At 45.9% G+C, this 6233-nt stretch carries 15 protein-coding genes and 1 pseudogene; all 16 read right to left on the reverse strand.

Going from position 1 to position 6233, the window contains the following annotated elements; genetic code table 11:
• Window positions 1-22: 22 nt before the first annotated feature.
• A complete protein-coding gene (gene rplO / locus SKA34_RS20705; protein ID WP_005370970.1) occupies window positions 23-457 on the reverse strand; it encodes a 50S ribosomal protein L15 in 435 nt (144 codons plus the stop codon).
• Window positions 458-461: 4 nt separating this feature from the next.
• Window positions 462-641, reverse strand: coding sequence for a 50S ribosomal protein L30 (gene rpmD, locus SKA34_RS20710; protein WP_006647429.1), 180 nt, complete (start codon window positions 639-641; stop codon window positions 462-464).
• Window positions 642-646: 5 nt separating this feature from the next.
• Window positions 647-1144, reverse strand: coding sequence for a 30S ribosomal protein S5 (gene rpsE / locus SKA34_RS20715; protein ID WP_005370977.1), 498 nt, complete (start codon window positions 1142-1144; stop codon window positions 647-649).
• A 12-nt stretch (window positions 1145-1156) separates the two neighbouring features.
• Window positions 1157-1510 (reverse strand): 50S ribosomal protein L18, encoded by a 354-nt coding sequence (gene rplR / locus SKA34_RS20720; protein ID WP_005370979.1) that lies wholly within the window; start codon window positions 1508-1510, stop codon window positions 1157-1159.
• Window positions 1511-1519: 9 nt separating this feature from the next.
• Window positions 1520-2053 carry a 50S ribosomal protein L6 gene (gene rplF, locus SKA34_RS20725; protein ID WP_006647430.1) on the reverse strand — a complete coding sequence of 178 codons (534 nt, stop codon included), beginning with the start codon at window positions 2051-2053 and terminating at the stop codon, window positions 1520-1522.
• Between the two features lie 12 nt (window positions 2054-2065).
• Window positions 2066-2458 carry a 30S ribosomal protein S8 gene (rpsH, locus tag SKA34_RS20730; protein WP_006647431.1) on the reverse strand — a complete coding sequence of 131 codons (393 nt, stop codon included), beginning with the start codon at window positions 2456-2458 and terminating at the stop codon, window positions 2066-2068.
• A gap of 36 nt (window positions 2459-2494) precedes the next feature.
• Complete coding sequence (gene rpsN, locus SKA34_RS20735; RefSeq protein WP_005370985.1) at window positions 2495-2800, reverse strand: 30S ribosomal protein S14; 306 nt, start codon at window positions 2798-2800, stop codon at window positions 2495-2497.
• 15 nt (window positions 2801-2815) lie between these two features.
• On the reverse strand, window positions 2816-3355 hold the full coding sequence (gene rplE, locus SKA34_RS20740) for a 50S ribosomal protein L5 (RefSeq protein WP_006647432.1): 540 nt from the start codon (window positions 3353-3355) through the stop codon (window positions 2816-2818).
• Between the two features lie 15 nt (window positions 3356-3370).
• A complete protein-coding gene (gene rplX / locus SKA34_RS20745; RefSeq protein ID WP_006647433.1) occupies window positions 3371-3682 on the reverse strand; it encodes a 50S ribosomal protein L24 in 312 nt (103 codons plus the stop codon).
• Window positions 3683-3694: 12 nt separating this feature from the next.
• Window positions 3695-4066 (reverse strand): 50S ribosomal protein L14, encoded by a 372-nt coding sequence (rplN, locus tag SKA34_RS20750; RefSeq protein ID WP_006647434.1) that lies wholly within the window; start codon window positions 4064-4066, stop codon window positions 3695-3697.
• 166 nt (window positions 4067-4232) lie between these two features.
• Window positions 4233-4487 carry a 30S ribosomal protein S17 gene (gene rpsQ / locus SKA34_RS20755; protein ID WP_006647435.1) on the reverse strand — a complete coding sequence of 85 codons (255 nt, stop codon included), beginning with the start codon at window positions 4485-4487 and terminating at the stop codon, window positions 4233-4235.
• Window positions 4487-4678 carry a 50S ribosomal protein L29 gene (gene rpmC, locus SKA34_RS20760; protein ID WP_005370998.1) on the reverse strand — a complete coding sequence of 64 codons (192 nt, stop codon included), beginning with the start codon at window positions 4676-4678 and terminating at the stop codon, window positions 4487-4489. The genes rpsQ and rpmC overlap by 1 nt, the downstream gene beginning before the upstream one ends.
• Window positions 4678-5088 (reverse strand): 50S ribosomal protein L16, encoded by a 411-nt coding sequence (gene rplP / locus SKA34_RS20765; RefSeq protein WP_006647436.1) that lies wholly within the window; start codon window positions 5086-5088, stop codon window positions 4678-4680. The genes rpmC and rplP overlap by 1 nt, the downstream gene beginning before the upstream one ends.
• A gap of 11 nt (window positions 5089-5099) precedes the next feature.
• A complete protein-coding gene (gene rpsC, locus SKA34_RS20770) occupies window positions 5100-5789 on the reverse strand; it encodes a 30S ribosomal protein S3 (protein WP_005371002.1) in 690 nt (229 codons plus the stop codon).
• Between the two features lie 19 nt (window positions 5790-5808).
• Window positions 5809-6141 (reverse strand): 50S ribosomal protein L22, encoded by a 333-nt coding sequence (gene rplV / locus SKA34_RS20775; protein ID WP_005302797.1) that lies wholly within the window; start codon window positions 6139-6141, stop codon window positions 5809-5811.
• Between the two features lie 10 nt (window positions 6142-6151).
• Window positions 6152-6233, reverse strand: a pseudogene (locus tag SKA34_RS20780) (ribosomal protein S19 family protein); the annotation flags it as partial.

Raw genomic sequence — 6233 nt, forward strand, 5'->3', positions numbered from 1 at the left:
CTGTACCTCATCCTCGAGTTAATTATTCCTCGATTTTACCGCCGGCAGCTTCGATAGCAGCTTGAGCGCCTTTAGTAACGCGTAGGCCTTTCACTGTTACTGAACGAGCGATTTCACCAGAAAGTACAACTTTCACGAACTTGATGTCCTTAGTGATAACATTCGCAGCTTTTAGTGTTTCAAGGCTTACAACATCACCTTCAACTTTCGCTAGCTCAGCTAGACGAACTTCAGCTGTTACAAGGCTCTTACGAGACGTAAAACCGAATTTTGGTAGACGCTGTTTCAAAGGCATTTGACCGCCTTCGAAGCCTGGACGTACAGAACCACCTGAACGTGATTTCTGACCCTTGTGACCACGGCCACAAGTTTTGCCCAGACCTGAACCGATACCACGGCCTACGCGCTTCGCAGAAGGCTTAGAACCGGCAGCCGGTGATAGAGTATTCAAACGCATACGATTACTCCTCAACTTTAACCATGTAGTGAACTTTGTTGATCATGCCGCGTACGCAAGCAGTATCTTCAAGTTCTACAGTGTGGTTGATGCGACGAAGGCCTAGGCCACGCAAAGATGCTTTATGCTTCGGTAAACGACCGATAGAGCTCTTTGTTTGGGTTACTTTAATAGTTTTAGCCATGTCGATTACTCCAGAATTTCTTTAACAGAAAGACCACGCTTAGCAGCGATCATTTCTGGAGAGTTCATTCCACTAAGACCATCAATTGTTGCGCGAACAACGTTGATTGGGTTAGTAGAACCGTATGCTTTAGCTAGTACGTTACGGATACCCGCAACTTCTAGCACTGCACGCATTGCACCACCCGCGATGATACCAGTACCTTCTGATGCAGGTTGCATGTACACTTGAGAACCAGTGTGACGACCTTTAACAGCGTGGTGAAGAGTACCTTCGTTGATTGCAATTGTAACCATGTTACGACGTGCTTTTTCCATCGCTTTCTGGATTGCAGCTGGCACTTCACGTGCTTTACCGTAACCAAAACCGATGCGACCGTTACCGTCACCAACTACTGTTAGTGCAGTAAAGCTGAAAATACGACCACCTTTAACCGTTTTTGAAACACGGTTAACAGCGATCAGCTTTTCATTCAAATCTGATTGTGTCTTTTCGTTAGCCATCTTCCGCCTACCTTAGAATTTCAGACCAGCTTCACGAGCAGCTTCTGCTAGTGCAGCGATACGGCCGTGGTATTGGAAACCAGAACGATCGAATGCAACGTTAGAGATGCCTTTTTCAATCGCGCGCTCAGCAATAGCTTTACCTACAGCTGTAGCAGCGTCTTTGTTTCCGGTACTCTTAACTTGCTCACGGATCGCTTTTTCTACGGTAGAAGCGGCTGCGATAACCTCAGAGCCGTTCGGTGCAATTACCTGAGCGTACACGTGACGTGGAGTACGGTGTACAACTAGGCGAGTTGCGCCCAGTTCAGCAATCTTACGACGTGCTCGGGTCGCACGACGGATACGAGATGCTTTCTTATCCATAGTGTTACCTTACTTCTTCTTAGCTTCTTTAGTACGCACAACTTCGTCGGCGTAACGAACACCTTTACCTTTATAAGGTTCAGGGCTACGGTAAGCGCGAATATCAGCAGCTACTTGACCAACTAACTGCTTATCAGTACCCGTAAGTACGATTTCAGTTTGTGAAGGGCATTCAGCTTTGATACCTGCTGGAAGTTCGTGCTCAACTGGATGAGAGAAACCTAGAGTCAGACCTACAGCGTTGCCTTTGATAGCAGCACGGTAACCTACACCCTTAAGAGTCAGCTTCTTAGTGAAGCCTTCAGTAACACCAACAACCATATTGTTAACTAGTGCACGAGCAGTACCTGCTTGTGCCCAAGCTTTATCGAATCCTTCGCGAGGACCGAAAGTAACTTTGTTCTCTTCCAAAGTTAAAACTACTGCTGCATTCACAGAACGAACTAGTTCGCCTTTAGAACCTTTAACAGTAATTTCCTGACCGTTGAGTTTAACTTCTACGCCGGCAGGAATAACTACAGGTGCTTTTGCAACACGAGACATATCCTACTCCTATTATGCTACGTAGCAGATAATCTCACCGCCAAGTCCCGCTTTGCGTGCAGCACGGTCGGTCATAAGACCCTTGGAAGTGGAAACAACAGCAATACCAAGGCCACCCATCACCGATGGTAGCGCATCTTTTTTCTTGTAGATGCGTAAACCAGGACGTGATACACGTTGGATTTGCTCAATAACTGGGTTAGCTTCGAAGTACTTAAGAGTAACTTCTAGCTCAGGCTTAACATCACCAGATAAGGTGTAGTCAGCCACATAACCTTCTTCTTTAAGTAGAGCAGCGATAGCTACTTTAAGCGTAGAAGATGGCATTTTTACAGCAACTTTTTTCGCTGCCTGACCGTTACGAAGACGGGTCAGCATATCCGAAATCGGATCTTGCATGCTCATAAGTTAATACTCCGTGATTCTGAATTGCTTACTGGATTACCAGCTTGCTTTACGTAGACCCGGAATCTCGCCTTTCATGCAAGCTTCACGAACCTTGATACGGCTAAGACCGAACTTACGCAGGTAGCCGTGTGGACGTCCAGTCTGGTTACAGCGATTACGCTGACGAGACTTCGCAGAATCACGTGGTAGTGACTGAAGTTTAAGCACTGCATTCCAGCGATCTTCTTCAGACGCATTCACGTCGCTAATTAGAGCTTTTAGCGCTGCACGCTTTTCAGCGAACTTAGCTACTAGCTTGGCACGTTTAGCTTCGCGTGCCTTCATTGATTCTTTAGCCATTAGTAACCCTTACTTTTACTTACGGAATGGGAAGTTAAAAGCAGACAGTAGAGCTAGAGCTTCTTCATCAGATTTAGCAGACGTTGTAACTGTGATGTCTAAACCACGTACACGATCTACTTTATCGAAATCGATTTCTGGGAAGATGATCTGCTCACGAACGCCCATGCTATAGTTACCACGACCATCGAATGACTTAGGGTTTAAACCACGGAAGTCACGAATACGCGGTACAGCAATTGCAATTAGACGGTCGAAAAAGTCCCACATACGCTCGCCACGTAAGGTTACTTTACAGCCAATAGGGTAGCCCTCACGGATCTTAAAGCCTGCAACTGACTTACGAGCTAGAGTGATTAGCGGCTTCTGACCTGAAATTGCAGTCATGTCAGCAGCAGCATTCTCTAGCAGCTTCTTGTCGTTGATAGCCTCGCCCACACCCATGTTAAGTGTGATCTTTTCGATCCTTGGGACTTGCATGATACTCTTGTATTCAAACTTTTCAGAAAGCTCTTTTACAACAGTCTCTTTGTAGTAATCATGCAGTTTCGCCATAGTACTACTCCAAACTTACTTGATAGTTTCGCCAGTCGACTTAAAGAAACGAACTTTTTTGCCGTCTTCAAATCGGAAGCCTACACGGTCCGCTTTACCTTGACCGTTAACGATAGCAACATTAGACGCATCGATCGCAGCTTCCTGCTCAACGATACCGCCTTGAACACCCATTGCCGGAACCGGCTTCTGGTGTTTCTTAACCATGTTGATACCTTCAACGATAACTTTACCGGTTGCTAGAACCTTAGTTACTTTACCAGTCTTACCTTTGTCTTTACCAGCAAGAATGATAACTTCGTCGTTATGACGGATTTTAGCTGCCATTATAGTCGCTCCTTAAAGTACTTCTGGCGCTAGTGATACAATCTTCATGAATTTCGAGTTACGAAGTTCACGAGTCACTGGGCCAAAGATACGGGTACCGATAGGTTGCTCAGTAGTGTCGTTCAACAATACGCAAGCATTACGGTCAAAGCGAATGACAGAGCCATCTTGACGACGAACGCCTTTACGGGTGCGTACAACCACCGCTTTCAGTACATCACCTTTCTTTACTTTACCGCGAGGAATTGCTTCCTTCACTGTAATCTTGATGATGTCACCGATATGTGCATAGCGACGGTGAGAACCACCCAGAACCTTAATACACATTACGCTACGTGCGCCGGAGTTATCCGCTGCATAAAGCATACTTTGCATTTGGATCATGTTAGTGCTCCGCTAATTTTTTAAATATCTAGACCCAAAACGAGTCGATAAGCCTTTTCTTCAAAGGCGGCGAATGATAACACCATTTTCGCTCGATGGGTAGATAAAAAATGAACGGCCCCAAAATTTTTAGGGCCGCTAACTTAAATAGCTGAAAAGTCAGTAATTAGATACGTGCTTTTTCAACTACTCGTACAAGTGTCCAAGACTTAGTCTTTGACATTGGACGACATTCACAAACTTCAACAGTATCGCCTAGGCCACACTCGTTGTTTTCGTCATGTGCATGAAGCTTAGTCGTGCGTGTGATGTACTTACCGTAGATCGGGTGCTTCACTTTACGCTCGATAGCAACAACAATAGACTTATCGCCTTTGTCGCTAACTACGCGACCAAGCTGAGTACGAATTTTCTCACTCATTATGCGCTAGCCTTCTCAGTCAGAACGGTTTTAACACGTGCGATATCACGACGTACAGTTTTTAGATTGTGAGTCTGCTGTAATTGACCAGTAGCAGCTTGCATGCGCAAGTTAAACTGTTCACGTAGCAAGTTCACAAGCTCTGCATTCAGCTCTTCGACGCTTTTAGCGCGTAGATCTTGTGCATTCATCACATCACCGCCTTAATTACGAAAGTGGTTTTGATTGGTAGCTTACGTGCAGCAAGGTTAAATGCTTCACGTGCTAGTGATTCAGAAACACCGTTCATTTCGTATAGAACTTTACCTGGTTGAACTTGAGCAACCCAGTAAGCCACACTACCTTTACCTTTACCTTGACGAACTTCAAGAGGCTTAGATGTAATTGGTTTGTCTGGGAATACACGAATCCAGATTTGGCCCTGACGTTTGATATGACGAGTCATAGCACGACGTGCAGCTTCGATTTGACGAGCAGTTAGTCGACCACGACCAACAGCTTTAAGGCCAAATTCACCAAAGCTTACTTCAGTACCGTTCGCTAGACCGCGGTTACGGCCTTTAAAGGCCTTGCGGAATTTAGTGCGTTTTGGTTGCAGCATCAATAAACTCCTTATTTACGGCTTTTGCGCTGCTTCTTAGGCTTCTCAGCCTTTGGCTCTTCAACCGGCATACCGCCTAGAACTTCACCTTTGAAGATCCAAACTTTAACGCCGATAACACCGTATTGGGTGTGAGCCGAAGAAGTTGCGTAATCAATGTCAGCACGAAGAGTGTGTAGAGGCACACGGCCTTCACGGTACCACTCAGTACGTGCAATTTCAGCGCCGCCTAGACGACCACTTACTTCAACTTTGATACCTTTAGCGCCAAGACGCATAGCGTTCTGAACTGCACGCTTCATAGCGCGACGGAACATAACACGACGCTCTAGCTGAGACGAAATACTGTCTGCTACTAGTTGACCGTCTAGTTCTGGCTTACGTACTTCAGCGATGTTGATCTGAGCTGGAACGCCCGCGATCTTCGCTACTGCTGCACGTAGTTTCTCTACGTCTTCACCTTTCTTACCGATAACTACGCCTGGACGAGCAGTGTGAATAGTCACACGGATGCTCTTAGCAGGACGCTCGATAACGATGCGTGATAGAGATGCTTTTGCTAGTTCCTTAGTAAGGAACTGGCGTACCTTGAAATCGCCGTCTAGGTTGTCAGCGAACTCTTGGCTGTTAGCAAACCAAGTGGTATTCCAAGGCTTAACGATGCCTAAACGAATACCATTAGGATGTACTTTCTGACCCATTGCTTTCTCTCCTAGTCTCTTAGCGGTCTGCTACAACAACAGTGATGTGGCTAGAACGCTTCAAGATGCGATCGGCACGGCCTTTAGCACGAGGCATAATACGCTTCATGGTAGGACCTTCGTCAACGAAGATTTTAGCAACATTAAGATCATCAATGTCTGCGCCTTCGTTGTGTTCTGCGTTAGCGATAGCTGACTCTAAAACTTTCTTGATTAAATCAGCAGCTTTTTTGTTGCTGAAGTTAAGAATTTCTAGAGCTTGAGCAACTGGCTTACCGCGCAGTTGATCTGCAACCAAACGAGCTTTTTGCGGCGAAATGCGAGCAAAGCGATGTTTAGCGATAGCTTCCATTACCTACTCCTTAGCGCTTTTTAGCTTTCTTATCCGCAGCATGGCCACGGTAAGTACGTGTTGGTGCAAATTCGCCTAGCTTGTGACCGATC

The organism is Photobacterium sp. SKA34, from assembly GCF_000153325.1.
GTDB lineage: Bacteria > Pseudomonadota > Gammaproteobacteria > Enterobacterales > Vibrionaceae > Photobacterium.

What these genes read in the sequence shown, in the direction of transcription:
- rplO (WP_005370970.1), bottom strand. Translation starts at nt 457, where the DNA reads ATGCGTTTGAATACTCTATCACCGGCTGCCGGTTCTAAGCCTTCTGCG.
- rpmD (WP_006647429.1), bottom strand. Translation starts at nt 641, where the DNA reads ATGGCTAAAACTATTAAAGTAACCCAAACAAAGAGCTCTATCGGTCGT.
- rpsE (WP_005370977.1), bottom strand. Translation starts at nt 1,144, where the DNA reads ATGGCTAACGAAAAGACACAATCAGATTTGAATGAAAAGCTGATCGCT.
- rplR (WP_005370979.1), bottom strand. Translation starts at nt 1,510, where the DNA reads ATGGATAAGAAAGCATCTCGTATCCGTCGTGCGACCCGAGCACGTCGT.
- rplF (WP_006647430.1), bottom strand. Translation starts at nt 2,053, where the DNA reads ATGTCTCGTGTTGCAAAAGCACCTGTAGTTATTCCTGCCGGCGTAGAA.
- rpsH (WP_006647431.1), bottom strand. Translation starts at nt 2,458, where the DNA reads ATGAGCATGCAAGATCCGATTTCGGATATGCTGACCCGTCTTCGTAAC.
- rpsN (WP_005370985.1), bottom strand. Translation starts at nt 2,800, where the DNA reads ATGGCTAAAGAATCAATGAAGGCACGCGAAGCTAAACGTGCCAAGCTA.
- rplE (WP_006647432.1), bottom strand. Translation starts at nt 3,355, where the DNA reads ATGGCGAAACTGCATGATTACTACAAAGAGACTGTTGTAAAAGAGCTT.
- rplX (WP_006647433.1), bottom strand. Translation starts at nt 3,682, where the DNA reads ATGGCAGCTAAAATCCGTCATAACGACGAAGTTATCATTCTTGCTGGT.
- rplN (WP_006647434.1), bottom strand. Translation starts at nt 4,066, where the DNA reads ATGATCCAAATGCAAAGTATGCTTTATGCAGCGGATAACTCCGGCGCA.
- rpsQ (WP_006647435.1), bottom strand. Translation starts at nt 4,487, where the DNA reads ATGAGTGAGAAAATTCGTACTCAGCTTGGTCGCGTAGTTAGCGACAAA.
- rpmC (WP_005370998.1), bottom strand. Translation starts at nt 4,678, where the DNA reads ATGAATGCACAAGATCTACGCGCTAAAAGCGTCGAAGAGCTGAATGCA.
- rplP (WP_006647436.1), bottom strand. Translation starts at nt 5,088, where the DNA reads ATGCTGCAACCAAAACGCACTAAATTCCGCAAGGCCTTTAAAGGCCGT.
- rpsC (WP_005371002.1), bottom strand. Translation starts at nt 5,789, where the DNA reads ATGGGTCAGAAAGTACATCCTAATGGTATTCGTTTAGGCATCGTTAAG.
- rplV (WP_005302797.1), bottom strand. Translation starts at nt 6,141, where the DNA reads ATGGAAGCTATCGCTAAACATCGCTTTGCTCGCATTTCGCCGCAAAAA.